Annotated in this window: 24 protein-coding genes; 13 read left to right on the top strand and 11 right to left on the bottom strand. The window is 68.0% G+C overall.

All coding sequences use genetic code 11. The features are described 5' to 3' along the window. Positions 1 to 128: 128 nt before the first annotated feature. The 12 genes from ACESMN_RS06135 (at position 129) to ACESMN_RS06190 (ending at position 8,435) form a co-directional block, all read left to right on the top strand. Positions 129 to 1,121: a KpsF/GutQ family sugar-phosphate isomerase gene (locus ACESMN_RS06135; protein WP_373052714.1), complete on the top strand. Its 993-nt coding sequence runs from the start codon at positions 129 to 131 to the stop codon at positions 1,119 to 1,121. Next, positions 1,121 to 1,660 (top strand): KdsC family phosphatase, encoded by a 540-nt coding sequence (locus ACESMN_RS06140; RefSeq protein WP_373052715.1) that lies wholly within the window; start codon positions 1,121 to 1,123, stop codon positions 1,658 to 1,660. Before ACESMN_RS06135 ends, ACESMN_RS06140 begins: the two co-directional genes overlap by 1 nt. After that, positions 1,641 to 2,243: an LPS export ABC transporter periplasmic protein LptC gene (gene lptC / locus ACESMN_RS06145; protein ID WP_373052716.1), complete on the top strand. Its 603-nt coding sequence runs from the start codon at positions 1,641 to 1,643 to the stop codon at positions 2,241 to 2,243. Before ACESMN_RS06140 ends, lptC begins: the two co-directional genes overlap by 20 nt. After that, the gene (gene lptA, locus ACESMN_RS06150) at positions 2,240 to 2,743 is read left to right on the top strand and encodes a lipopolysaccharide transport periplasmic protein LptA (RefSeq protein WP_373052717.1); all 504 of its coding nucleotides are present in this window, start codon (positions 2,240 to 2,242) and stop codon (positions 2,741 to 2,743) included. Before lptC ends, lptA begins: the two co-directional genes overlap by 4 nt. Beyond that, on the top strand, positions 2,740 to 3,516 hold the full coding sequence (gene lptB, locus ACESMN_RS06155) for an LPS export ABC transporter ATP-binding protein (RefSeq protein ID WP_373052718.1): 777 nt from the start codon (positions 2,740 to 2,742) through the stop codon (positions 3,514 to 3,516). The genes lptA and lptB overlap by 4 nt, the downstream gene beginning before the upstream one ends. A 189-nt stretch (positions 3,517 to 3,705) precedes the next feature. Beyond that, positions 3,706 to 5,091, top strand: a complete 1,386-nt coding sequence (locus ACESMN_RS06160; RefSeq protein WP_373052741.1) for an RNA polymerase factor sigma-54 — start codon at positions 3,706 to 3,708, stop codon at positions 5,089 to 5,091. A 33-nt stretch (positions 5,092 to 5,124) separates the two neighbouring features. Beyond that, complete coding sequence (hpf, locus tag ACESMN_RS06165; RefSeq protein ID WP_373052719.1) at positions 5,125 to 5,454, top strand: ribosome hibernation-promoting factor, HPF/YfiA family; 330 nt, start codon at positions 5,125 to 5,127, stop codon at positions 5,452 to 5,454. 3 nt (positions 5,455 to 5,457) lie between these two features. Further along, on the top strand, positions 5,458 to 5,919 hold the full coding sequence (locus ACESMN_RS06170) for a PTS sugar transporter subunit IIA (RefSeq protein WP_373052720.1): 462 nt from the start codon (positions 5,458 to 5,460) through the stop codon (positions 5,917 to 5,919). Beyond that, entirely contained in the window at positions 5,912 to 6,877 is a 966-nt protein-coding gene (gene hprK / locus ACESMN_RS06175; protein WP_373052721.1) for an HPr(Ser) kinase/phosphatase, read from the top strand. Before ACESMN_RS06170 ends, hprK begins: the two co-directional genes overlap by 8 nt. A gap of 2 nt (positions 6,878 to 6,879) precedes the next feature. Beyond that, entirely contained in the window at positions 6,880 to 7,761 is an 882-nt protein-coding gene (gene rapZ, locus ACESMN_RS06180) for an RNase adapter RapZ (protein WP_373052722.1), read from the top strand. Positions 7,762 to 7,765: 4 nt separating this feature from the next. Further along, on the top strand, positions 7,766 to 8,191 hold the full coding sequence (locus ACESMN_RS06185; protein WP_373052723.1) for a PTS sugar transporter subunit IIA: 426 nt from the start codon (positions 7,766 to 7,768) through the stop codon (positions 8,189 to 8,191). Then, the gene (locus ACESMN_RS06190; RefSeq protein WP_373052724.1) at positions 8,163 to 8,435 is read left to right on the top strand and encodes an HPr family phosphocarrier protein; all 273 of its coding nucleotides are present in this window, start codon (positions 8,163 to 8,165) and stop codon (positions 8,433 to 8,435) included. The genes ACESMN_RS06185 and ACESMN_RS06190 overlap by 29 nt, the downstream gene beginning before the upstream one ends. Positions 8,436 to 8,624: 189 nt before the next feature. On the opposite strand, the gene ACESMN_RS06195 is transcribed toward ACESMN_RS06190, so the two are convergent. The 11 genes from ACESMN_RS06195 to aceE form a co-directional block, all read right to left on the bottom strand. Next, the gene (locus ACESMN_RS06195) at positions 8,625 to 9,560 is read right to left on the bottom strand and encodes an AEC family transporter (RefSeq protein ID WP_373052725.1); all 936 of its coding nucleotides are present in this window, start codon (positions 9,558 to 9,560) and stop codon (positions 8,625 to 8,627) included. Positions 9,561 to 9,595: 35 nt separating this feature from the next. Beyond that, positions 9,596 to 9,973, bottom strand: coding sequence for a thioredoxin (trxA, locus tag ACESMN_RS06200; protein WP_373052726.1), 378 nt, complete (start codon positions 9,971 to 9,973; stop codon positions 9,596 to 9,598). A 52-nt stretch (positions 9,974 to 10,025) separates the two neighbouring features. Continuing rightward, positions 10,026 to 10,607: an LON peptidase substrate-binding domain-containing protein gene (locus tag ACESMN_RS06205; RefSeq protein ID WP_373052727.1), complete on the bottom strand. Its 582-nt coding sequence runs from the start codon at positions 10,605 to 10,607 to the stop codon at positions 10,026 to 10,028. Further along, on the bottom strand, positions 10,604 to 11,233 hold the full coding sequence (locus ACESMN_RS06210) for a flavin prenyltransferase UbiX (RefSeq protein WP_373052728.1): 630 nt from the start codon (positions 11,231 to 11,233) through the stop codon (positions 10,604 to 10,606). The genes ACESMN_RS06205 and ACESMN_RS06210 overlap by 4 nt, the downstream gene beginning before the upstream one ends. After that, positions 11,220 to 12,602: a UDP-N-acetylmuramate:L-alanyl-gamma-D-glutamyl-meso-diaminopimelate ligase gene (mpl, locus tag ACESMN_RS06215; protein WP_373052729.1), complete on the bottom strand. Its 1,383-nt coding sequence runs from the start codon at positions 12,600 to 12,602 to the stop codon at positions 11,220 to 11,222. The genes ACESMN_RS06210 and mpl overlap by 14 nt, the downstream gene beginning before the upstream one ends. After that, a complete protein-coding gene (locus ACESMN_RS06220) occupies positions 12,599 to 13,117 on the bottom strand; it encodes a hypothetical protein (RefSeq protein WP_373052742.1) in 519 nt (172 codons plus the stop codon). Before ACESMN_RS06220 ends, mpl begins: the two co-directional genes overlap by 4 nt. Before the next feature lie 5 nt (positions 13,118 to 13,122). After that, entirely contained in the window at positions 13,123 to 13,914 is a 792-nt protein-coding gene (locus ACESMN_RS06225; protein ID WP_373052730.1) for a VacJ family lipoprotein, read from the bottom strand. Between the two features lie 78 nt (positions 13,915 to 13,992). Then, the gene (locus ACESMN_RS06230; protein ID WP_373052731.1) at positions 13,993 to 15,219 is read right to left on the bottom strand and encodes an argininosuccinate synthase; all 1,227 of its coding nucleotides are present in this window, start codon (positions 15,217 to 15,219) and stop codon (positions 13,993 to 13,995) included. 536 nt (positions 15,220 to 15,755) lie between these two features. Further along, a complete protein-coding gene (gene lpdA / locus ACESMN_RS06235) occupies positions 15,756 to 17,543 on the bottom strand; it encodes a dihydrolipoyl dehydrogenase (protein ID WP_373052732.1) in 1,788 nt (595 codons plus the stop codon). A 215-nt stretch (positions 17,544 to 17,758) separates the two neighbouring features. Next, complete coding sequence (gene aceF, locus ACESMN_RS06240; protein ID WP_373052733.1) at positions 17,759 to 19,186, bottom strand: dihydrolipoyllysine-residue acetyltransferase; 1,428 nt, start codon at positions 19,184 to 19,186, stop codon at positions 17,759 to 17,761. Further along, positions 19,131 to 21,794 (bottom strand): pyruvate dehydrogenase (acetyl-transferring), homodimeric type, encoded by a 2,664-nt coding sequence (gene aceE, locus ACESMN_RS06245; RefSeq protein WP_373052734.1) that lies wholly within the window; start codon positions 21,792 to 21,794, stop codon positions 19,131 to 19,133. Before aceE ends, aceF begins: the two co-directional genes overlap by 56 nt. Before the next feature lie 255 nt (positions 21,795 to 22,049). Between aceE and rnt the strand changes: the two genes are divergently transcribed. Then, positions 22,050 to 22,721, top strand: coding sequence for a ribonuclease T (gene rnt / locus ACESMN_RS06250; RefSeq protein ID WP_373052735.1), 672 nt, complete (start codon positions 22,050 to 22,052; stop codon positions 22,719 to 22,721). Positions 22,722 to 22,728 lie beyond the last annotated feature (7 nt).

Raw genomic sequence — 22,728 nt, forward strand, 5'->3', positions numbered from 1 at the left:
CCGGGCGTTGGTTCTCCGCGGATGCTAGCGGCTCGACCCCGTGGCGGAAAGCCTGCAATGGCCGGGACGCTGGAAAACGGGATGCCGATACGGGATTATCACCGCATGACCGGCCCGGACACCGACTGATGGACGCTCCCCGCACGCACCTGGATTCCGAAAACACCCGCAATCTCGCGCTGGCGGTGATCGCGACCGAGGCCGAGGCGATCGGCGCCCTGGCGCATCGGGTCGACGCAGATTTCCTCCGCGCCTGCGAGCATGTGCTGGATTGCCGCGGGCGCGTGGTGGTGACCGGCATGGGCAAGTCCGGGCACATCGGCGGCAAGTTCGCGGCGACGCTGGCCTCCACCGGCACGCCGGCATTCTTCGTCCATCCCGGCGAGGCGAGCCACGGCGACCTGGGAATGATCACCCGGGACGACACCGTGATCGCGCTGTCCAACTCCGGCGAGACGGACGAACTGCTGCTCATCCTTCCGATCATCCGCCGCCTGGGGGTGCCGCTGATCGCGCTGACCGGCAACCCGGGATCGCGTCTGGCGCGCGAGGCCACGGTGCACCTGGACGTCAGTGTGGCCCGGGAGGCCTGTCCGCTCGGCCTGGCGCCCACTTCGAGCACCACCGCGGCACTGGTGATGGGTGACGCGCTGGCGGTGGCGGTCCTCGACGCGAGGGGATTCACCGCGAACGATTTCGCCCGCTCGCACCCGGGCGGCCGGCTGGGGCGACGGCTGCTGATCCACGTCGGCGACATCATGCGCACCGGAGACGCGGTGCCCTGCATTCATGCCACCGCCCTGCTTCGCGATGCCCTGCTCGAGATCTCGCGCAAGGGGCTGGGCATGGTGGTCGTCTGCGACGACTCGGGTCGGGTGGAAGGCGTCTTCACCGATGGCGACCTGCGCCGCACGCTCGACCGTGGCCTGGACCTGCACCGCCTGACCATCGGTGAGGCCATGACCCGGGACGGTTTCACCGGACGGGCACAGTGGCTCGCGGTCGAGGCCCTCGAGCTGATGGAGAGCCGCCGGATCAACGCCCTGCCGATCGTGGACGACGCGTTGCACCTGGTCGGCGCACTGAACATGCACGATCTGCTCCGGGCCGGGGTGGCCTGATGCCGCTGGAGTCCGGAATCCTGCTGCAACGGCAACGGCAGATCCGCCTCCTGATCCTCGACGTGGACGGAGTGCTGACCGATGGCAGCCTGTTTCTCGGGGACGGCGGAGAACAGTACAAGGCCTTTCACAGCCGCGACGGCCACGGCATCCGGATGGCCCAGCAGGGCGGTCTGGAGCTGGCAATCCTGACCGGACGCAACTCCGAGGTGGTGCTGCACCGCATGCGCGATCTCGGAGTAAGGCACCTGCTGCAGGGACGCCGGGACAAGGGCGAGGCGCTCGAGGAACTCCTCGGACAGACCGGTTTTGGACCGGAACAGAGCGCCTTCGTCGGAGACGACGTCGTCGATCTGCCCGCCATGCGCCGGGTTGCGCTCGGCATCGCGGTCGCCGATGCGCACCCGCTGGTCCTCGAACACGCCGACTGGCACACCTGCGAGCGGGGCGGCCGCGGTGCCGTCCGCGAGGTCTGCGAGACCCTGCTCGCCGCGCAGGGCCGGCTGGAGGACATCCTCCGTGCCTATCTCGACACGTAACGGCGGCCGCCGACCGCTTCCGGCACCCCGGACGCGCGGCCCGGTGCGCGCCGCTGCACTGCTTCTGGCAGTCGCGGCGGCAGCCGTTCCAGCGTCGCCTGCGGCCGTGGAACCGGACCCCCAGTTCGACATCCTCGGGTTCACGCTGCGCATCACCGACGCGGAGGGCACAGTCACGCATGTGCTGAAGGGGGAGCGCATGCAGCAGTTCCAGGACCTTGGAATCCAGCGTGCGCAGGAGCCCCGGCTGGAGCTGCTGACCGAGGGCCGCGTGGACTGGATCTGGACCGCGCCGGCGGCGGTGCATGATCCGGCGGAAGAGCGGCTGGAAACGGTCGGGATCACCGAGGGCGTCCAGTTGCCCGGGCCAGCGAACCCGCGGACCGAGATCGAAACGGCGGACGTGACCATCCTGACCGGAACCCGCGAGGTGATGACCAACGCTCGGGCGACGGTGCTCCGCCCCGGGCTGTTCATGACCGGCATCGGGATGCATGCCGACGTGCAGGCCGACATCATCGAGCTCCGGAACGAGGTCGAGACCGTCTATGCTCCTCAGGAGACAGAGGAAGATCCGCAATGAACCAACGGACATTGCCGCTGCGCATCGCCGCCGGCGCGCTGCGTGGCCTGCTTCTGGCCTGCCTGCCTGCGATCCTCGCCGCCCAGACGCCGACGCTGCCGGTGCAGATCACCGCCGACAGCGCCGAGATGGACGAACGGCGCGGAATCGGCACCTACACCGGCGACGTCGTCGTCACCCACGGTGACATGACGCTGTGGGCGGACCGTATCGTGATCCACGCTCCGGACCGGCGCCCGACCCGAATGGAGGCCCAGGGCAAGCCGGTGCGCGCAGAGGCGCCCGACGCCGACAACCAGCCGCGGGTCGCGACATCCCTGGAGATGGAATATCACCTCGAAGACGAGGTGCTGGTGCTGCTGGGCGAGGCGCGGGTGCAGACCTTGACGGAGGACGCACGCGGCGAGCGGATCCGTTACGACCTCGCACAGGATGTCATCCGCATCGAAGGCACGCCGGAAGAGCGCGTCCGGATCACCATCCAGCCGGAAGCCGAATGACGGCCGCCGCGGATCCCAGCGGCACGGCCCGCGCGGAGCCGGCCCCGGATGATCGTCTGGTGGGCATCGCGCTGACCAAACGCTACGGCACGCGCACGGTGCTGGACGGGGCCGACGTCGACGTCGCCCGGGGCGAGGTGGTCGGTCTGCTGGGACCGAACGGTGCCGGCAAGACCACCTGCTTCTACATCCTGGTGGGACTGATACAGGCGGACGCGGGCCGCATCATGCTGGCCGGCCGCGAGCTCACGCGCGCGCCGGTCCATCTGCGCGCGCGACTCGGAATCGGTTACCTGCCCCAGGAGGCATCGATCTTCCGCCGTCTGACGGTCTGGCAGAACCTGCAGGCCGTGCTCGAGTTGCGCCGGGACCTCGATGCGGCCGGACGCCGGGAGATCGGGGACGCACTGATCGAGGAATTCCAGCTGAATACGGTGCGCGACAGCGCGGGGATCGCGCTGTCCGGCGGCGAGCGGCGGCGCGCCGAGATTGCCCGCGCGCTGGCGGGCAACCCGCAGTTCGTCTGCCTCGACGAACCGTTCGCGGGCGTGGACCCGATCTCGGTGGTGGAGATTCAGGAGGTGATCGCCCACCTGAAACAACGGGGCATCGGGGTGCTGATCTCGGACCACAACGTGCGCGAGACACTGGGCATCTGTGACCGGGCCTACATCCTCAGCGAGGGCCGCCTGCTCAGCGAGGGGACGCCACCCGAGCTGCTCGCCGACCAGCGCGTGCGGACGGTTTATCTCGGTGAGCATTTCCGTCTCTGATGCATGCCATCCGCGCCGTAGCCCCCGGCAGGGGCGGCCCGCCTCCGGCCGCGCGCCGTGGCCCTGCACCAAAAGGCTGCAAAAAACCGGGCACAGGCAGTAACATGAAGTCATGATGAATCATTTCGCGTCCCTGCCCGCCGCATGCTGAAGTCTTCGCTCAATCTGCAGCTCGGTCAGCACCTGACCATGACCCCGCAGCTGCAGCAGGCCATCCGCCTCCTGCAGCTGTCGACGATCGAACTGCAGCTGGAAGTGCAGCAGGCGCTCGAGAGCAATCCGATGCTCGAGCTCGCCGAGGACACGCCCCCCGAAGAGGCGTCCGGTGAGCCAGCCGAGGCCCAGCCGGAAGCGGAACCCGCCGACAACAGCCCGGACACGGAGGCATCCGCCGAGGACTGGGGTGACGAGCCGTACGCCCAGGGCCCGGGCTCGCAGGGCGTCGGGGTCGATGACCGCGACCCCTTCGAGAACCAGGCGGGCAGCGAGGGTGGCCTGCACGAGCACCTGCTGTGGCAGCTGCACCTGGGCCCGCTGAACGAACAGGACCGGCACATCGGGGCGACGCTGATCGACAGCATCAACGCGGACGGCTACCTCGAGACCGACCTCGAGACCCTTCAGGAAATCCTTGGGGGCGAGGAGACCGTCGGCCTCGACGAAATCGAGGCGGTCCTGCACTGGATCCAGCAGTGCGATCCGGTCGGCGTCGGTGCGCGCGATCTACGCGAGTGTCTGTTGCTCCAGCTGCGCGTGCTGCCGGAGGGCACGCCGCTGCGCGACACCGCCCTTCGGGTGATCGATGCGGGAATGGAGAGTCTCGGCAGGCATGACTTCCGCACGCTCCAGCGGGAACTCGGGCTGGACGAGACGACCCTCGCGCGCGCGATGGAGCTCGTCCGCACGCTGAATCCGCGGCCCGGCAGCCAGATCAGCGACCAGGCGCCGGAATACGTGACCCCGGACGTCTATGTGCGCCGGGACCGCGAGGGCTGGCGGGTCGACCTGAACCCGGAGATCGCGCCGCGCATCCGGATCAACAGCCTCTACGCGGGCATGGTCCGGAGGGTCAGTGATGCGCGCGACAGCGCCTTCATGCGCAATCAGCTGCAGGAGGCGCGCTGGTTCCTGAAGAGCCTGCACAGCCGCAACGAGACCCTGCTGCGCGTGGCGCGGGCGATCGTGGACCGGCAGACCGGATTCCTCGAGAAGGGCGAGGTGGCGATGCAGCCGCTGATCCTGCGCGATATTGCCGAGGCGCTGGACCTGCACGAATCGACCATCTCGCGGGTGACGACCCAGAAATTCATGCATACCCCGCGCGGCGTGTTCGAGTTCAAGTACTTCTTCTCCAGCCACGTGGGCACCAGCGACGGCGGTGAATGTTCCGCCACCGCGATCCGTGCGATGATCCGCAAACTGATCAGCGAGGAACCGCCCAACCGGCCCATGAGCGACTCCCGACTCGCCCAGGTCCTCTCCGACCGAGGCATCAACGTGGCCCGGCGCACCGTGGCCAAATACCGCGAGGCGATGAACCTGCCGCCGTCCAGCGAACGCCGGCAGCTGCTCTGAACCTCGCGGCCCACCAATGCAAGGAGTTTGAGTATGCAGATCAATCTGACCGGTCATCACGTCGACATCACCGATCCACTGCGTGACTACGTTCAGGACAAGTTCGGTCGCCTGGAACGGCACTTCGACCAGGTGATCGACATCCATGTCGTGCTCACGGTGGAGAAGAACCATAACAAGGCGGAGGCCAACCTTCAGGTCAGCGGCAACCACATCCATGCCTATGCGACGCACGCGGACATGTACGCCGCGATCGACGGCCTGATCGACAAGACCGACCGGCAGCTGATCAAGCACAAGGAGAAGATAAAGGATCATCACCGCGCCGAAGGCGTGCAGCTCAACCGACAGCAAATCGCCTGAGCAATGCAGATTGCCGATCTTGTCCGGGAGGACCGGGTTTGCCTGGACGCCGACATCACCAGCAAGAAACGCGCGCTGGAACGGCTCGGTGAACTCCTGGCCAGGGGTGACGCCGTTCCCTCGGCCAGCCTGATCTTCGATGCCCTCTCGGCACGGGAGCGGCTCGGCTCCACCGGTCTCGGCCATGGCGTGGCCATTCCCCACGGGCGCATGGCCGAGATCGACAACCCCAGAGTCGCGGTGCTGCGGCTGGAGCAGGGTGTGGACTTCGAGGCCATCGACCATGAACCGGTCGACATCCTGATCGCGCTGATCGTGCCGGAGGAATCCACCGGCGAACACCTGGATCTGCTGGCGCAGCTGGCACGCGTCCTGTCCCAGCCCGACAATATCGCCGCGCTCCGGCGCAGCGCCGACACCCCCGCCCTGCACCTGGCCGCCCGCACCGCCTTCCGCGATGGCTGAAAGCCTCAGTCTCGCCGAGCTGGTCGCCGCCCTCGGGCCGCGCACCGGGCTGGTGTACGTCCATGGCGAGGCCGAAGCGCACGACCGGATCCTGCACGAGGCAGACGACGCCGATCTGCCGATGGCCGGTCACTTCAACATGATCCGGCCCAACCGCATCCAGGTGATTGGCGATCTCGAGGCCCGCCATATCGAGACGCTGAAACCGGCCGAGCACGAGTGCCTGATCCTGGATCTCGCCGCGACCGGCACGGTGGCCGTGGTCTTCGCCGAGGGCACCTGCCCGTTCGAGAGCCTGCCGCCGAAGTGCGGAAATCCCCTGCCCGCGGTCCTCTGCACGCATATCGGAAGCCACGAGCTGATCGGACTGCTGCGCTATTTTCTTCAGCACCGGCTGGCGCGCTCCGTGGTCCGCCACGGCGTTTTCATGGAGATCCTCGGGGCCGGCGTGCTGATCAGCGGCGAATCCAGCGTCGGGAAGAGCGAGGTCGCACTGGAACTCGTGAGCCGCGGCCATCGGCTGATCGCCGACGATGCCCCGGAGTTCGCCCGCATCGCACCGGACATCATCCGTGGCACCTGCCCCCCGCTGCTGCGCGACCTGCTGGAGGTGCGCGGTCTCGGGGTCCTGAACATCCGGGCGATGTACGGAGATTCCGCGATCAAGCGCGGCAAGTACCTGCGCCTGATCATCGACCTGCGCGACTGGGACCAGCACACCACCCTGCCGGACGACCGCATGAACGGCTGCCGCGGAGAGGAGGATGTGCTCGGCCTGAGGATCCCGGTCGTCAGCCTTCCGGTCGCCCCGGGACGCAACATCGCGGTGATGATCGAGGCGGCGGTCCGTGCCCATCTGCTGCGGCTGCAGGGATACGCGGCCGGGGACGATCTGCGCACGCGGCTGCGCAACCGTCTGGAGTCGGAACCCGCGGCCGCGCAAGGGAACCAGGGCTGACCATGCGGCTGCTGCTGCTCAGCGGCCTCTCCGGCTCGGGCAAGACGGTGGCCCTGCACACGCTCGAGGACGAGGGCTTCTTCTGCGTCGACAATCTGCCCCTGAACCTGCTGAACGACCTGATCCAGGAGCTGCGTACCGGAAGCCACCGCAACGATGGCAGGGTGGCGGTCGGGGTGGACGTGCGCAGTGGCCGCGACGCGCTGCAGGGCCTGCCGGAGAATCTGGCGAGACTGCGCCAACAGGGGCTGCAGGTGGAGGTCGTCTTCCTGCACGCGTCGGACCAGGCGCTGTTGCGCCGCTATCACCACACGCGACGCCGGCACCCGCTGGCGCGCAAAGGCGTGCCGCTGGTCGAGGGCCTGGCACTGGAACGGGAGTGGCTCGGGCCGATCGCCGCGAACGCCGACCTGAGCATCGACAGCAGCGATCTGACCATGCATGATCTTGCCCGGCAGGTGCGGGCCCGTCTGGCGACGCACGAGGCCGGGAACCTGTCGCTCCTCTTCCAGTCCTTCGGGTTCAAGCACGGCGTCCCGGTGGACGCGGACTTCGTCTTCGACGTGCGCTGCCTGCCCAACCCGCACTACGAGCCGGGGCTCAGGCATCGCACCGGCCACGAGACTCCGGTCGTGGCCTTCCTGGAGGCCCATCGCGAGGTCGGGGAGATGTTCGACAGCATCCAGGCCCATCTGCAGCGCTGGCTTCCGCGCTTCGCGGAGGACCATCGCAGTTACCTGACGGTGGCCATCGGCTGTACGGGAGGACGCCACCGCTCCGTCTACTTCGCCGACCGGCTCGCCGGTGCCTGGCGGGGGATGCGGAATTTTACCGTGAGCACCCGTCACCGGGAGCTCGACGATCATCTGACGGACGCGGGGTGAAGCGATGTCGGTCGGTCTGCTACTGATCACCCACCAGAACCTCGGAGAGACGCTGCTGCAGACGGCCGGCAGCATGCTCGGTGAGATGCCGCAGGCCTGTGACGCCCTGCCGATGTCGCAGAGCGATGATCCCGAGGCGATCGAATCCGCGGCACGGACCCGGCTCGGGGCCCTCGACAGCGGGGACGGAGTGCTGATCCTGACCGACATGTTCGGGTCGACACCGGCGAACGTGGCCAGCCGGCTGGCCCGGGGCTCGAGCCGGCGCGTGATCGCCGGCGTCAACCTGCCAATGCTCGTGCGGGTGCTGAATTATCGTGATCTGCCGCTGAGCGAGCTCGTGAACAAGGCGCTCAGCGGCGGGCACGACGGCATCCTGCTCTGCGACCAGGAATGTTCGGATGCCGCAGCGCGCAGTGCCCATCGTTAACCGGCTCGGCATGCATGCACGGGCCGCGGCCAAGTTCGTGGGGCTCGCGAGCCAGTACCAGGCGGACGTGCTGGTGAGCCGCCAGGGACGCGAGGTGAACGGCAAGAGCATCATGGGCGTGATGATGCTGGCCGCCGCGCAGGGCACGGAGGTCGAGATCCGGACCGAAGGTGCGCCCGACGCGGAGGACGCGCTGGATGCCCTGAGCGACCTGGTCGCCAATCGCTTCGGCGAGGAGAGCTGACGCGCCGGCAGAGCCACGGAAGGACCCGCAAATACACGGAAGCAGATACGGCTCCCCAGCGGGGACAGATTGCAAATCTGTCCCCGGACCTTGGCTGCCTTGCCCGCAAGCGGGGGAGCATCTCCCCTTTCCCGCTTGCGGGAGGGGGCCAGGGGTGAGGGCCGGCAGTTACCGCGCGCGATTTTCACGTCAAGCGAACAGCGGCAGGCCCTGCAGGAACGCGAACCAGAGCGGCAGCGTGACCAGGGAGACGGCGGTGGTCAGGGTGACCGCGGCGGCATAGAACCCGGTATCCAGACCGAAGCGGTCACAGAACACCAGCCCCAGCACCATCGCGGGCATGGCGGTCTCCAGGATCGTCGCGATGCCCGGCACACCCTCCAGCCCGATAGCAGCGACGAGACCCAGGGCCACGAGCGGCGCAAGCAGCAGCTGGATCACCGTCACCGCCGCGAGCGCCGGTGCATCGGCCGCGCGGAAGCGGTCGAAGACCAGCGCCAGGCCGACCGAGAACAGCATCAGCGGTGTGACCGCGTGGCCGAGAAAGCCGAGCCACTGGTCCAGCCAGACAGGCATCGGCGCGCCGGCCAGATTCAGGGACACTGCAAGCAGCGCGGCCCAGATCGAGGGCACCGCGACAAGACCCCGCAATGGGGACACCGCCGGGTCCCCGCGATCCCCGTAGTGCCGTCCGATCAGCACGCCCACCGTGAGCAGCATCGGCAGCGCGGCGAAGAGGTCGAACTGGATCGCGACTGCGCGCCCCTCGTCTCCAAAGAGGCGGTCGAGGATCGGCAGACCGAGGTAGACCGCATTCGGCCACGCGGCCACCAGGAACATGGCGCCGGTCGCGGCGCGGCTGGACAGGCAGACCCGGCAGGCCAGGCCCGCCATCGCCAGCGCCGCGAGCACCGTCAACCCGGCCACCGCGGCAATCTGCACGGAGACCAGGCCCACCGGGGCCGCCCACAGCACCTTCAGCACCAGCGCCGGGAGCAGCAGGTAGTAGACCAGCGTGGTGAGCACACGCCGGGTCTCGTCGCCGCTCAGCCCGCCGGGCCGGAGCCGGCTCCATGCCACGCCGCAGGCGATCAGCGCGCCCATCTGGGCCATCACACCCAGCACGAATGTGCGCGCCCGCTGCGGGCGTCAGGCGTCCGTCAGGCGCCTGCGGCACCCTCCTGCTGGCGGCGGATGTCCTCGTGCACCTGCGCCATGTCCAGGGCCTTGACCTTGCCGATCACGTCATCCAGCTGCCCGGCACTGAGCATCCCGGGCTGCGAGAAGATGATCACCTGCTCGCGGAAGATCATCAGCGTGGGGATCGAGCGGATCTGGAAGGCGGCCGCCAGCGACTGCTGCTCCTCGGTGTTCACCTTCGCAAACGCCACGCCCTCGTGCTGCTCCGAGGCCGCCTCGAAGGTCGGTGCAAAGGCCCGGCAGGGTGCGCACCACGGTGCCCAGAAGTCGACGACCACGATGTCGTTGCCGGTTACGGTGGATTCAAAGTTTTCCTGGGTCAGTTCCTGAACAGCCATCGGATGCTCCCGTTAAGTCTTGTTCCGACCATACCAGCACAGGCTGCTGCTGTCAGGGATTCTGCGCGGCCATCATGGCCGCCCGCAGGCGCTGAAGCCGCTGCAGGGGATCGTCCTCCTCCAGCAGCTCCTGCTTGATCCGGAGGTCCAGCGGCAGCAGTTCGACCAGCCGGCCGGCCACCCATGCGGCATCACCGATGCTGCGCTCGAGATGGGACCACGGCGCACCGAGCTGCTCGAGCAGGCGATCGAGCAGTCCGGAGAGCGACGCGTATTCCACCGGCAGCTCCACCGGCGGCCATTCCTCCAGGGACGCGACCTCCGCCACCAGGAGACCGTCGGGCCGGCGCTGGTGCGACAGCACCCGCACCCGCTCCCGGCCGCTGGCCAGGATCCCGAGCAGGCCGTCCGCCCGCTGCTCCCAGTCGATGATCTCCGCGCGCGTGCCAATCTCGAAGAAGTCGGCGTCCGCCGCCGTTTCGGCACCCTGGCGGATGGCCACCACGACGAAGCCGTCCCCACTGCGCATGCATTCCCGGACCATGTCGATGTAGCGCGTCTCGAAGATACGCAGCGGCAGCAGCCCCCCCGGGAACAGCACGGTGTTCAGCGGGAACAGCGGGACGGTCCTCACTTGCCCTCCGCATGGGCCGGGGCGGTGCCCCAGCGGGGTCCGAGTTCGTGGGCGATGTCGAGGTGGTCCAGCACCCGCGCGGTCATGAAGTCCACCAGATCGTCCACGGTCCGCGGACGATCGTAGAAGGCCGGGTTCGCGGGCATGATCACCACCCCCATGCGGGCCAGGCGCAGCATGTTCTCGAGATGCAGCTCGGAGAACGGCGTCTCGCGAATCACCAGTACCAGCTTCCGCCGCTCCTTCAGGACCACATCGGCGGCGCGCTCGATCAGGCTGCGCGACGCGCCGCTGGCGACGGCCGACAGAGTGGCGGTGGAGCAGGGACAGACCACCATCGCCCGGGGCACCGAGGAGCCGCTGGCCACGGGCGCCGTCCATTGCTCCGGACCGTAGCAGCGGATCTGGCCCGCGTCGGCGTCGAAGCGCTCGGCGAAGAAGCGCGCGATCTCCGCGGGCCGCCCGGGCACGGCGAGGTCGGTTTCCAGACCCAGCACCACCTGAGCGGGACGAGACAGCATCAGGTGCACCGGGACGCCCGCCCGCACCAGACATTCGAGCAGCCGGATGCCGTACTGGACGCCCGATGCGCCGGTCAGGGCAAGGGCCAGATCAGATGCCGCCATCCCGGGTCTCCCGAAGGCGCGTCAACAAAGTCTCGTGGATGCCACCGAAGGCGCCATTGCTCATGATAACCAACCAGTCGCCGGGACGCGCGGCATCGACCAGTGCCTCCGCGAGCTCCCCGATCGCACTGGCCAGGTGCAGGCGCGGGCCCAGGCGTTCGCGGACCCCCTCCGGAGACCAGCGCAGATCCTCGGGCAGGAACAGGAAGACACGGTCCGCGTGCTCGAGGGCCCCACCCAGCGTGTCCGCGTGCACTCCCATACGCATCGTGTTCGAACGCGGCTCGAGCGCGACCAGGAGCCGCCCGTCCTTCGGCATCGCCGCGCGCAGACCTGCCAGGGTCGCGCCGATCGCGGTGGGATGGTGGGCAAAATCGTCGATCACCCGGATCCCGCCCACCTCGCCCCGCACCTCCTGGCGGCGCCGCACCCCGGAGAACCGGCACAGGGCCTCGATGCCCCCTGCGAGCGAGACGCCTGCATGGCGCGCGGCACCCAGCGCCGCCAGCGCGTTCTCGATGTTGTGCGCGCCGGTCAGGGACCAGCGAACCTCGCCAGCCGGTTCCCCCGCGGCCCGAACCTCGAAGCGCGAGCCGTCCGGATTCAGCGCGCGGGCGTCCAGGTCCGCCGCGGCGCCGGCACTGAACCGGCTCACCGGTGTCCAGCAGCCCTGCTGCAGCACCCGCTCAAGCGACGGACTACCGGCGTTGACCAGGACCTGGCCCTGCCCCGGTACAGTCCGCAGCAAGTGATGAAACTGCCGCTCGATCGATGCCAGATCAGGGTAGATGTCCGCATGATCGTACTCGAGATTGTTCAGGACCAGGGTGCGCGGCCGGTAGTGGACGAACTTGGCGCGCTTGTCGAAGAAGGCGCAGTCGTACTCATCGGCCTCGATCACGAAGAATGCCCCGCCGCCGAGTCGTGCGCTGACCCCGAAGTCGCGTGGCACGCCTCCGATCAGGAATCCCGGATCCAGCCCCGCCGCCTGCAGCAGGAAGGCGAGCATGCTGGCGGTCGTGGTCTTCCCGTGCGTCCCCGCGACGGCCAGCACCCAGCGCCCCTGCAGGATGTTTTCGGCCAGCCACTGCGGTCCCGAAACGTAGGGCAGACCGCGATCCAGCATCGCCTCGACCACCGGCAGTCCGCGGCGCATCACGTTGCCGACGACAATCATCGCGTCGCCCGGCAGATCCTCCGGCCGGTAGCCCTCGCGATAGGGAATGCCGGCCTGGCGCAACTGGCCATCCATCGGGGGATAGAGGTCCTGGTCAACGCCCGAGACCTCCGTGCCGGCGGCGGCCGCCAGCTGCGCGAGGCCACCCATGAAGGTCCCGCCAATTCCGAGAACGTGGATCGGCTGGCTCATACCCCGGCAAGCCCCAGCGCCAGCTGCGTCACCACACTGGAGAGGACGACGAAGCCCAGCGCAATCGCCACGCCCGTCATGCGTCCCGCGAGGTCAAGAGCCTGCTGAAGGATATGTCCGAAGGCCAGCAACAGCCAGACCACCAGCCCGAGATAGACGACCAGTGCCGGCGCCGAGACCTCCCCCTCGGCCAGATCCGGCGGAAAGAAGCCAAGCAGCACGGCCATCACCAGTCCCAGCAGGGCGCTGACTCCGACCATCGCGGTGTAGGTCTGCATCCAGCGCGCGGACCGCCCCTGCAGCCCGAGCACCGCCATCACGAACAGGTACAGCACCACGAGATCCAGCGCGCTCAGAAACAGGCTGGCCGCGAACCCGTACATCGGCGCGGCGATCAGGATGCCGGAGAACACCGATGCCCCCATCCAGAACACCAGTACGCCCTGATCCGCCGCCAGGTCCTGCGGTCCCCGACGCAGGCGCAGTATCTCCAGCATCGGGACGACGGTATTCAGGCCCATCAGAACTCTTCCTCCGCTTCCAGTGCCTCGAGGGCGTCGAGTTCGTCCAGGTCATCCAGCCATGACTCGTCGTCCACCACCTCGCCATCGCGGACCAGAAACTCCCGGCGCTGCAGCCAGAGGTCCCGGATCGCGACGTAGCGGTCGTCCGAGTAGTCGTCCAGCAGGTCTTCGGTGGCCAGAAGGCCGGCCCGCGCATGCACCAGGTCGAGCACCAGCAGGGCCGCGAAATTGTTGCGCAGCTCGCGCTGCTGGCCGACTGTGTAGTTGCGGGGATTGGTGTAGAAATCAACGACCAGCGCCGGGGCGTCGCGCCCGCTGCTCGGGCCCAGGAACGGAAGCTGCAGATAGGGACCGGCGGGTACACCCCAGGCACCGAGCGTCTGTCCGAAATCCTCGTTGTGCTTGGGCAGCCCCATCGGGCCGGCGACGTCGATCAGGCCGAAGACACCGAAGGAGGAATTGAACAGGATTCGTGCGGTATCGGAGGCCGCGTCGTGAAACTTGCCCTGCAGCAGGTTGTTGAAGCCCACCCTGAAGTCGTCCAGGTTCGAGAAGAAATTGCCGACACCGGTCTGGACGGGCCCCGGGAGTTCCGAATAGACCTCGGCCGCCGGCTTCAGCACGGCCCGGTCCAGCCGGTCATTGAAGGCGAATACCGCGCGATTGTATGGCTCCAGCGGATCCGCGGAATGACGATCCTCCGACGGGACGCTGGCGCAGCCGGAGAGAAGGGCGAACAGCAGCAGAAGGGCCAGGCGCCGGTGGGGCCTCGGGAGGTGCTTGTGCATCCGGTCCTCGGGTTGTCGTTCCATACGTCCGCCGGGCGGCGCGGCACGCCGGTGCTGCGGCACCCCGGCGCGCCGCCCTCAGCCCTGGAAGCGGTTGCGGGCGGCCGCGGTGCGCAGGCGCAGCGCGTTGAGCTTGATGAAGCCCGCCGCATCCTTCTGGTCGAAGGCGCCGGCGTCGTCTTCAAAGGTGGCGATCGCGTCATCGAACAGGCTGTCCGACTCCGAGCGGCGACCGGCAACGATCACGTTGCCCTTGTAGAGTCGCAGGCGCACGCTGCCATTCACCACCGACTGGGTCTGGTCGATCGCGGCCTGCAGCATGCGCCGTTCCGGGCTCCACCAGTAGCCGTTGTAGATCAGACTCGCATAGCGGGGCATCAACTCGTCCTTGAGGTGCGCGACCTCGCGGTCCAGCGTCAGGGACTCCAGCGCGCGACGCGCCTTCAGCAGGATGGTTCCGCCCGGTGTCTCGTAGCAGCCGCGCGACTTCATCCCCACGTAACGGTTCTCGACCAGGTCGAGCCGCCCGATCCCGTTCTCGCCGCCGATGCGGTTCAGTTCGGACAGCAGCTGCGCCGGCGTCAGCGGCATGCCGTTCAGTGTGACCGGATCCCCCGCCTCGAAGCCGATCTCCATCGTCGCGGATACGTCCGGGGCGGCCTCCGGCGACACGCTCCAGCGCCACATGTCCTCCTCCGCCTCGGTCCAGGGGTCCTCCAGCGGGCCGCCCTCGTAGGAGATGTGCAGCAGGTTCGCGTCCATCGAGTATGGCGACTTCTTGCCCTGCTTCGCGAAGTCCACCGGGATGCCGTGCTGCTCGGCGTAGGCCATCAGCCGCTCGCGCGAGGTCAGGTCCCACTCGCGCCAGGGCGCGATCACCTGGATACCGGGTGCCAGCGCGTAGGCGCCGAGTTCGAAGCGGACCTGATCGTTGCCCTTTCCGGTCGCGCCGTGCGCGATCGCATCCGCGCCGGTCTCGTTCGCGATCTCGACCAGGCGGCGCGCGATCAGCGGCCGAGCGATCGAGGTACCCAGCAGGTACTCGCCCTCGTACAGCGTGTTGGCCCGGAACATCGGAAACACGTAGTCGCGCACGAATTCCTCGCGCAGGTCCTCGATGTAGATGTGCCGCACCCCCAGCGCCTCGGCCTTCGTTCGGGCAGGCTCCACCTCCTCGCCCTGCCCGAGGTCCGCGGTGAAGGTGATCACCTCGCAGTCATAGGTCTCCTGCAGCCACTTCAGGATCACCGACGTATCCAATCCACCCGAATAGGCCAGCACCACCCGGGAAACATTCGCATTCATCAAGGCTTCCTTCTCTCTCGCACGCCGCTCGTTACCTTCTGTGCCCGTGACCCTTGCGTCGCAGGGGACCGTCCGGCCACCCCACGGGGCAGATCCCGCCACCGGGGCGGAACCCGCCGCTGGGTGGCGTCCCGGACACGCTCAAGCCATCCATGGGCGCTCGACGGCGGCCATCCGTGACCGCCAACGGTCCGGACCGGGGACGCCACCCAGCGGCTAAAGCACTGCCCAGTCCAGTGGGTCATGCCTAAAGTACGCTACTGTCACACCACCGGGACCGCCATGCAAATGCCCTAGGCGGACGATCATCACGACCCGGATGAAAGCGCAAGCGCCACAGGGAATGCGGCAGCCATGTTGGTGGGCCCGCTGCGCTTGGCCCACCCTACACCTTCACCGCTGAAGGCGGGAGTGGGGTGGACGGGTTCAGGGCCGTCGGCGGCTACGGATGGCCGCCGTCGAGCGCCCAGGGACGGCCCGAGCGTGCCCTGAAGGCGTTTGCCCCGCTTCCGCCCCGGCAAGGCACAGCACGGACTTCAGCGCTTCCGCGGCGGCATGATGTCCGTGATCGACCCGTGCGCGACCTCGGCCGCAAAGGCCACGCTCTCCGAGAGGGTCGGGTGCGGATGCACCGTCAGGCCGATGTCCTCCATGTCCGCCCCCATCTCCAGCGCCAGCATCGCCTCCGAGATCAGGTCACCGGCCATCGGGCCGACGATGCCGGCACCGATCACCCGGCCCTCGGTGTCGAACAGCAGCTTGGTCATCCCGTCGTCGGCGCCCAGCGCGATCGCGCGCCCCGAGGCGGCCCAGGGGAAGACGCCCTTGGTGTACTCGACGCCGTCCCGCTTCGCCTCTTCCTCGGTGAGGCCCATCCACGCCACCTCCGGGTGGGTGTAGGCCACCGACGGGATCGCGCGGGCGTCAAAGTGCACCTTGTGCCCGGCGATCACCTCCGCGGCCACCTTGCCCTCATGCGTGGCCTTGTGCGCCAGCATCGGCTGGCCAACGATGTCGCCGATCGCGAAGATATGCTCGACGTTGGTGCGCATCTGGCTGTCCGTCTCGATGAAGCCGCGGTCGCTGACCTTCACGCCCGCGGCGTCGGCGGCGATGTCCCCGCCGTTCGGGCTGCGGCCGACCGCCACCAGCACGCGGTCGAACACGTCCTTCTCCGGCAGTTCCTTCGCCTCGCCCTCGAACCGGACCTCGATGCCCTTCTTCGTCGCCTTCGCCTGCGCCACCTTGCTCTTCAGGTAGATGTTCTCGTAACTCTTGCGAATGCGCTTCTCCAGCGGCCGTACCAGATCGCGGTCGGCACCGAGCATCAGGCGGTCCGCCAGTTCCACCACGGTCACCTTCGAGCCCAGCGCGTCGTAAACGGAGGCCATCTCCAGACCGATGATGCCACCGCCGACCACGAGCAGGCGCTCGGGAATGTCAGCGAGTTCCAGCGCGCCGGTGGAGTCCATCACCCGCGGGTCGTCCCACGGAAAGTCCGGCAGCCGCACCACCCTCGAACCGGCGGCGATGATCGCGTGCTCGAAACCGATGGTCTGAGTGCCATCCGGACCCTCGACCTCGAGCGCGTGGCTGCCCGCGAAGCGCCCGACCCCCTGCACCACCCGCACCTTGCGCTGCTTCGCAAGGCCCTTCAGGCCCTGCGTCAGCTTGCCAACGGTGCCGGACTTGTACTTGCGCAGGCCGGCCAGGTCGATATTCGGTTGCCCGAATTCAACCCCGAACTGGGCGAAGCGCTCCGCCTCCTCGATCACCTCGGCCGCGTGCAGCAACGCCTTCGACGGGATGCAGCCGACGTTCAGGCACACGCCACCGAGCTCCGGGTAGCGCTCGACCATGATCACATCGAGGCCAAGGTCCGCGGCGCGGAAGGCCGACGTGTAGCCCCCCGGGCCGGAGCCCAGCACCAGCACCTGGCACTGCAGGTCCGTGTCACCGGCGAAGGCCTTCGCCGCGGGCGCCGACTCAGCCGCGCCCCCCGGGGCCTTTTCGCGACCCTCGGCCGAGGATTCCGAAGCAGGGGGCGCGCCCGCACCGCTTCCGGCCTCCGGCTGTCCGGCCTCCGAGGATTCGAGATCGAGGATCGGATCCCCCTCGGAGATGCGGTCGCCGACCTTCACGTGCATCGCCTTCACCGTGCCTTCCTGCGGCGCGGGGATATCCATGCTCGCCTTGTCCGACTCCAGGGTGATCATCGGGTCCTCCGGGGCGAGGGTGTCGCCCTCGTGGACCAGGACCTCGATGATCTCCACGTCCTGGAAATCACCGATGTCGGGGACTTGGATGGTGGTCGTCTTGCTCATCGGAAGGCTCCCGGGTTGATGCCGGTTCGGGGGTTGCGAAGACGAGGCCTGCCGATCATGGCGATACGCGTCGGCCCGAACACTCAAAAACCGCCTCCCCGCTGGCAGGGGAGGGATGGGGTGGGGGCGCGGCGCCGGTCCCGGACCTCACCCCCGGCCCCTCTCCCGCCAGCGGGAAAGGGGAGAGTCTGAGCGCGCTGCCCGCGATTTTCACGTCAGAGCAGCATGCGGCGCATGTCGGACAGCAGGCCCGACAGCGCGCTGGTGAAGCGGGCGCCCAGCGCGCCGTCGACCACGCGGTGATCGTAGGACAGGGCGATCGGCAGGATCAGCCGGGGCTCGAAGGCCTCGCCGGACCAGACGGGACGGATCGCGGAGCGTCCGACACCGAGGATCGCCAACTCGGGGGCGTTGACGATCGGGGTGAAATGGGTGCCACCGATGCCGCCGAGGCTGGAGATGGTCATGCAGCCACCCTGGAGATCCTTCGTCTTCAGCCTGCGATCGCGCGCGCGCTGCGACAGTTCCATCAGTTCCGCCGCGAGATCCACCAGGCTCTTGCGATCGACGTCCCGCACCACCGGGACCACCAGACCGTTGGGCGTGTCCACGGCCACACCGAGGTTGTAGTACTTCTTCAGGATCAGGTTTTCGCCCGTCGCATCCAGTGACGCGTTGAAGCGCGGGTACTGCTTCAGCACCGACACCAGCGCCTTCATCAGGAAGGGCAGAAAGGTGACCTTAACGCCCTTCTTCTCGTACTCGTCCTTCAGCGACTTGCGGAAGTCCTCCAGTTCGGTGATGTCCGCCTCGTCGAACTGGGTGACGTGGGGGATGCTGACCCAGTTGCGGTGCAGGTTCCGCCCACTGAGTTTGTTGATCTTGCTCAGGGCCTGGGTCTCCACCGGCCCGAACTCGCTGAAGTCGATCTCCGGCATCGGCTCGATGCCCAGCGAGGATCCGGCCGGCTGGCTCAGGCTCCGCTTCACGAAGGCCTGCACGTCCTCGCGCAATATGCGTTTCTTCCGCCCGCTCCCCTCGACCTTCGCGAGATCGACCCCGAGCTCGCGCGCGAAACGCCGCACGGCGGGCGAGGCATGCGCCTTGCGGAAGGCCTTCTCGTCCGCAATCTGCGCGGTGGGAGACGGACGGGGCACCGGCGGCGGCGTGCGCTCCGGGGCGCTCGGTTCCGGTTCCGGTTCCGGCCGTGAGGGCGCCTCCTTCTGCCCCGGTTCCGCGGACGGGGCCTTGCCCTCGTCCCTGTCCGCGCCGGCGTCACCGGCGGACTCCGAGGCCTCGGCGGCGCCCTCGCCCGCCGGCTCGAGGCCCAGGATCGGGTCGCCCTCGGACACCCGGTCCCCGACCTTCACGTTCACCTTGCGCACCACGCCCCCGCGGGGCGCCGGAATCTCCATCGAGGCCTTTTCCGACTCGAGGGTGATCAACGGGTCCTCGGGAGCCACCTCGTCGCCGACGCCGACCAGAACCTCGATGATCTCCACATCCTCGAAGTCACCGATGTCGGGGACATCCACGGTAATGATCTCGCTCATGTCAGCTCCTCGCTGGGGAACGGCGGCGACGGCGTCAGGCCTGCAGGGGGTTGGGCCGGCTGGTGTCGATCCCGTACTTGGCGATTGCATCGGCCACCACCGAGGCCTCCACGTCACCGGCCTCGGACAGGGACTTCAGCACTGCCAGAACCACGTGGTGACGATCCACCTCGAAGTGGCGCCGCAGGGCCGCCCGGGTGTCCGAGCGCCCGAATCCGTCGGTGCCCAGCACGCGGTAGGGGGCCGGCACCCAGGCCCGGATCTGATCGGCATAAGCCTTCACGTAGTCGGTGGCCGCGACCACCGGGGCCGAGGAGCCCGACAGACACTGCGTGACCCAGGGGACAGGGGGCTTGCCCTTCGGTTTCAGCAGGGCCTCGCGGTCGCAGGCCCGGCCGTCCCGGGCCAGTTCATTGAAGCTGGGCGCACTCCAGACCTCGGACGAAACCCCCCAGTCCTTGTCCAGCAGCTCGGCCGCGGCGATCACCTCGCGCAGGATCGTGCCCGAGCCGAGCAGCCGCGCCTGTTTCTTGCGTCTGCCGGCGGCCGCAAACTTGTAGAGCCCCTTCACGATGCCCTTCTCCGCTCCCTTCGGCATCGCGGGCTGGGGGTAGTTCTCGTTCATCGTGGTGATGTAGTAGAAGACCTTCTGCTGGTCCACGAACATGCGCTGCAGGCCGCTGTGCACGATCACCGCGAGCTCGTAGGCGAAGGTCGGGTCGTAGGAGACGCAGTTCGGGACATTCGCGGCCATCATCAGGCTGTGACCGTCCTGGTGCTGCAGGCCCTCGCCCGCAAGCGTGGTGCGCCCCGCGGTGCCGCCGATCAGGAACCCCCGCGCCTGCATGTCGCCGGCGGCCCAGATCAGGTCGCCGACACGCTGGAAGCCGAACATCGAGTAGTAGATGTAGAAGGGGACGGTGGCGACGCCATGCGTGGAGTAGGAGGTCGCGGCGGCGATCCACGAACACATCGCGCCGGCCTCGTTGATCCCCTCCTCCAGGATCTGCCCCTTCTTGTCCTCCTTGTAGTACATCACCTGCTCGCGGTCCTGCGGCTGGTAGAGCTGGCCCACCGAGGAGTAGATGCCAAGCTGACGGAACAGCCCCTCCATGCCGAAGGTGCGGGCCTCGTCGGGGACGATCGGCACCAGGTAGCGCCCGAGCTTCTTGTCCCGCGCGAGCAGGGTCAGCATGCGCACGAAGGCCATGGTCGTCGACATCTCCCGCTCGCCGCTGGATTCGAGCAGCGACTTGAAGATGTCCAGGTCCGGGACCTCCAGCGGCGCGGCCAGCGGCCGGCGCACCGGGAGGAAACCGCCCAGCTCCTTGCGCCGCTCCATCATGTATTTGAATTCGGGGGCCTCCTCCTTCGGGCGGATGTACTCGGCCGCCTCGATCTGGTCATCCGACAGCGGGATGCTGAAGCGGTTGCGGAAGGCCTTCATGTCGTCCACGTCCAGCTTCTTCTGGCTGTGCGTGCGGTTCTGCGCCTCACCCGCCGGGCCCATGCCGTAGCCCTTCACGGTGTGCGCGAGGATCACCGTCGGCTCGTCCCTGTGCTCCGCTGCGGTCTTGTACGCGGCATAGACCTTGACCGGATCGTGTCCGCCGCGGTTGAGCCGCCAGATGTCCTCGTCGGACATGTTCGCGACCATCGACTTGAGTTCTGGGTACTTCCCGAAGAAGTGCTCGCGCACGTAGGCGCCATCCCGCGACTTGTAGTTCTGGTAGTCGCCATCCACCGCCTCCATCATGCGCCGCTGCAGCAGGCCGTCCTTGTCCTTCGCGAGCAGCGGATCCCAGTAGCGGCCCCAGAGCACCTTGATCACGTTCCAGCCCGCACCGCGGAAGATCGCCTCCAGCTCCTGCACGATCTTGCCGTTCCCGCGCACCGGGCCATCGAGGCGCTGCAGGTTGCAGTTGACCACCCAGACCAGATTGTCCAGGCGCTCGCGCGAGGCCAGGGTGATCGCGCCCAGCGTCTCGGGCTCGTCGACCTCGCCGTCGCCGACGAAGCTCCAGACCTTGCGGTCATCGGTCTTGGCCAGGCCGCGGTCCTGCAGGTACTTCATGAAGCGGGCCTGAAAGATGCTCATGATCGGTCCGATGCCCATGGACACGGTCGGGAACTGCCAGTAGTCCGGCATCAGCCACGGGTGCGGGTAGGACGACAGGCCCTTGCCATCGACCTCGCGGCGGAAGTGGTCGAGCTGCTCCTCGGTCAGACGCCCTTCCAGGAAGGAGCGCGCGTACATGCCGGGCGCGGAGTGACCCTGCACGAAGACGAGGTCCCCGCCGTGCTCGTGGGAGGGGGCGCGCCAGAAATGGTTGAAGCCGACGTCGTAGAGGGTCGCGGCGGAGGCGAAGGTCGCGATGTGCCCGCCCAGTTCCGCGGAGACCCGGTTGGCCTTCACCACCATCGCCATCGCGTTCCACCGGATGTACGACCGGATCCGGTGCTCCAGCTCACTGTCACCCGGGTACACCGGCTCCATGTGCGTGGGAATCGTGTTCACGTACGCGGTATTGGCCGAGTAAGGCAGATACGCCCCGCTGCGGCGCGCCTTGTCGATCAGCGACTCGAGCAGCTGGTGGGCGCGCTCGGGCCCGTCTGCATCCAGGACCGCCTCGAGGGCGTCGATCCACTCCTGGGTTTCCTGCGGATCGATATCGTGCGAGTCAGCGTTTGCGTTCATGCGTGATCCTTCTGGAGAACGCTCGACGGTCTGCCCCGGAACGGCGGCGGAGCGGGGCCGGGCGCCCTTTCTGCTACCATGGGTGTAGGTGCGGCGAGGCTGCGAACAGGTGAGCAAGTATCCGGACTGAGGCCGTGCAAGGTCAAGGCGCGCTGCCTTCCCGCGGCGATCGCCCGCAGAAAGCGCTTGAAATTCCCGAACAAAACATGGCCCCCATTATCCTGGAGGGAGTCTCTTGCAGCGTGCAGGCGTAACATGAGCGAGATCCCGACCCTGCCTCCAGCGGCAGTCCCGATGGCGAACCGCTTCCGGGGATTTCTTCCGGTCGTGGTGGATGTCGAGACCGGCGGGTTCGACGCCGGCAGACACGCGCTGCTGCAGATCGCGGCGGTCTTCCTGCGCCGGGGCGAGAACGGTCACCTGTGGCGGGAGCGCACGCTCAGCATCCACGTGCAGCCGTTCGACGGCAGCCACCTGGACCCGAAGTCCCTGGAGGTGAACGGCATCGACCCGTTCCACCCGCTGCGGATCGCCCAGCCCGAGGATCAGGCGATGGGACAGATCTTCAGCGAGGTGCGCCGCGAGGTGAAGCTCAACCTGTGCAAGCGCGCGATCCTGGTCGGCCACAATGCGCACTTCGACCTCGGGTTCGTGCATGCGGCGGCGGCGCGCTGCGGGATCCGCCGCAATCCGTTCCATCCCTTCAGCAGCCTCGACACGGTCTCGCTGTCCGCGCTCGCCTACGGCCAGACGGTACTGGCACGCGCCGCGGAGGCGGCGGGCCTTGACTGGGACACGGATGCCGCCCACAGCGCCGCCTACGACGCCGAGGTGACGGCCGAGGTCTTCTGCTCGATCGCGAACCGCTGGATGGATACCGCGGGCATCCCGGAGGCGGCCGCGCTGCTGCCGGACGGAACGGGCTAGTGGGCCA

The organism is Thioalkalivibrio sp., from assembly GCF_041690275.1.
Taxonomy (GTDB): Bacteria; Pseudomonadota; Gammaproteobacteria; order Ectothiorhodospirales; family Ectothiorhodospiraceae; genus Thioalkalivibrio.

Excerpts from the sequence above, each read along its gene's own strand:
- trxA (WP_373052726.1), bottom strand. The coding sequence starts at position 9,973 with ATGGCTGTTCAGGAACTGACCCAGGAAAACTTTGAATCCACCGTAACC.
- ACESMN_RS06140 (WP_373052715.1), top strand. The coding sequence starts at position 1,121 with ATGCCGCTGGAGTCCGGAATCCTGCTGCAACGGCAACGGCAGATCCGC.
- rapZ (WP_373052722.1), top strand. The coding sequence starts at position 6,880 with ATGCGGCTGCTGCTGCTCAGCGGCCTCTCCGGCTCGGGCAAGACGGTG.
- lptB (WP_373052718.1), top strand. The coding sequence starts at position 2,740 with ATGACGGCCGCCGCGGATCCCAGCGGCACGGCCCGCGCGGAGCCGGCC.
- lptA (WP_373052717.1), top strand. The coding sequence starts at position 2,240 with ATGAACCAACGGACATTGCCGCTGCGCATCGCCGCCGGCGCGCTGCGT.
- ACESMN_RS06225 (WP_373052730.1), bottom strand. The coding sequence starts at position 13,914 with ATGCACAAGCACCTCCCGAGGCCCCACCGGCGCCTGGCCCTTCTGCTG.
- aceE (WP_373052734.1), bottom strand. The coding sequence starts at position 21,794 with ATGAACGCAAACGCTGACTCGCACGATATCGATCCGCAGGAAACCCAG.
- ACESMN_RS06190 (WP_373052724.1), top strand. The coding sequence starts at position 8,163 with ATGCCGCAGCGCGCAGTGCCCATCGTTAACCGGCTCGGCATGCATGCA.
- ACESMN_RS06185 (WP_373052723.1), top strand. The coding sequence starts at position 7,766 with ATGTCGGTCGGTCTGCTACTGATCACCCACCAGAACCTCGGAGAGACG.
- aceF (WP_373052733.1), bottom strand. The coding sequence starts at position 19,186 with ATGCAATCGCCAAGTACGGGATCGACACCAGCCGGCCCAACCCCCTGC.
- mpl (WP_373052729.1), bottom strand. The coding sequence starts at position 12,602 with ATGAGCCAGCCGATCCACGTTCTCGGAATTGGCGGGACCTTCATGGGT.
- ACESMN_RS06230 (WP_373052731.1), bottom strand. The coding sequence starts at position 15,219 with ATGAATGCGAATGTTTCCCGGGTGGTGCTGGCCTATTCGGGTGGATTG.
- ACESMN_RS06170 (WP_373052720.1), top strand. The coding sequence starts at position 5,458 with ATGCAGATTGCCGATCTTGTCCGGGAGGACCGGGTTTGCCTGGACGCC.
- lpdA (WP_373052732.1), bottom strand. The coding sequence starts at position 17,543 with ATGAGCAAGACGACCACCATCCAAGTCCCCGACATCGGTGATTTCCAG.
- ACESMN_RS06135 (WP_373052714.1), top strand. The coding sequence starts at position 129 with ATGGACGCTCCCCGCACGCACCTGGATTCCGAAAACACCCGCAATCTC.
- hprK (WP_373052721.1), top strand. The coding sequence starts at position 5,912 with ATGGCTGAAAGCCTCAGTCTCGCCGAGCTGGTCGCCGCCCTCGGGCCG.
- rnt (WP_373052735.1), top strand. The coding sequence starts at position 22,050 with ATGAGCGAGATCCCGACCCTGCCTCCAGCGGCAGTCCCGATGGCGAAC.
- ACESMN_RS06210 (WP_373052728.1), bottom strand. The coding sequence starts at position 11,233 with ATGGCGGCATCTGATCTGGCCCTTGCCCTGACCGGCGCATCGGGCGTC.
- hpf (WP_373052719.1), top strand. The coding sequence starts at position 5,125 with ATGCAGATCAATCTGACCGGTCATCACGTCGACATCACCGATCCACTG.
- ACESMN_RS06160 (WP_373052741.1), top strand. The coding sequence starts at position 3,706 with ATGACCCCGCAGCTGCAGCAGGCCATCCGCCTCCTGCAGCTGTCGACG.